Genomic DNA, 1,367 nt, shown 5'->3' on the forward strand with positions numbered 1-1,367 from the left:
CTTCTTGGGGTTGTATGGTTAAGTGACTAAGCGTACACGGTGGATGCCTTGGCAGTCAGAGGCGATGAAGGACGTGCTAACCTGCGTTAAGTACGGATGAGCTGGTAAGAAGCGCTTGAGTCCGTAATATCCGAATGGGGAAACCCACTGCACTCAGTGCAGTATCGTTACATGAATACATAGTGTAACGAGGCGAACCGGGAGAACTGAAACATCTAAGTACCCCGAGGAAAAGAAATCAACCGAGATTCCCCTAGTAGCGGCGAGCGAACGGGGACCAGCCCTTAAGCATACTTGGCGATAGTGGAATGGTCCTGGAAAGACCAGCCGTAGTGGGTGATAGCCCCGTACACTAAATTGCCTTTTGTGTGAAATCGAGTAGGACGGGACACGTGATATCCTGTTTGAATATGGGGGGACCATCCTCCAAGGCTAAATACTCCTGACTGACCGATAGTGAACCAGTACCGTGAGGGAAAGGCGAAAAGAACCCCTGTGAGGGGAGTGAAATAGAACCTGAAACCGTGTACGTACAAGCAGTGGAAGCCCACTTGTTGGGTGACTGCGTACCTTTTGTATAATGGGTCAGCGACTTAATTTTAGTAGCAAGGTTAACCGTATAGGGGAGCCGTAGGGAAACCGAGTCTTAACTGGGCGAATAGTTGCTAGGATTAGACCCGAAACCCGGTGATCTAGCCATGAGCAGGTTGAAGGTTGAGTAACATCAACTGGAGGACCGAACCCACTAATGTTGCAAAATTAGGGGATGACTTGTGGTTGGGGGTGAAAGGCCAATCAAACCGGGAGATAGCTGGTTCTCCCCGAAATCTATTTAGGTAGAGCCTCGGACGAATACTTGCGGGGGTAGAGCACTGTTTAGGCTAGGGGGTCATCCCGACTTACCAACCCTATGCAAACTCCGAATACCGCAAAGTACTATCCGGGAGACACACGGTGGGTGCTAACGTCCATCGTGAAGAGGGAAACAACCCAGACCGCCGGCTAAGGTCCCAAAGTCATAGTTAAGTGGGAAACGAAGTGGGAAGGCTCAGACAGCCAGGATGTTGGCTTAGAAGCAGCCATCATTTAAAGAAAGCGTAATAGCTCACTGGTCGAGTCGGCCTGCGCGGAAGATGTAACGGGGCTAAACTATGCACCGAAGCCGCGGATGCGCTCTTAATTGAGCGCGTGGTAGGGGAGCGTTCTGTAAGTCTGCGAAGGTGTGTTGTGAAGCATGCTGGAGATATCAGAAGTGCGAATGCTGACATGAGTAACGATAATGGGGGTGAAAAACCTCCACGCCAAAAGACCAAGGGTTCCTGTCCAACGTTAATCGGGGCAGGGTGAGTCGACCCCTAAGGCGAGGC

1 rRNA gene is annotated in these 1,367 nt (G+C 51.1%); it reads left to right on the forward strand.

Annotated elements, in window-relative coordinates:
* Window positions 1–16 precede the first annotated feature (16 nt).
* Window positions 17–1,367: ribosomal RNA gene (locus ACEN2G_RS14190) — 23S ribosomal RNA — on the forward strand; the annotation flags it as partial.

This window comes from Oceanisphaera sp. W20_SRM_FM3, assembly GCF_052119705.1.
In the GTDB taxonomy this organism is placed as follows: Bacteria; Pseudomonadota; Gammaproteobacteria; order Enterobacterales; family Aeromonadaceae; genus Oceanimonas.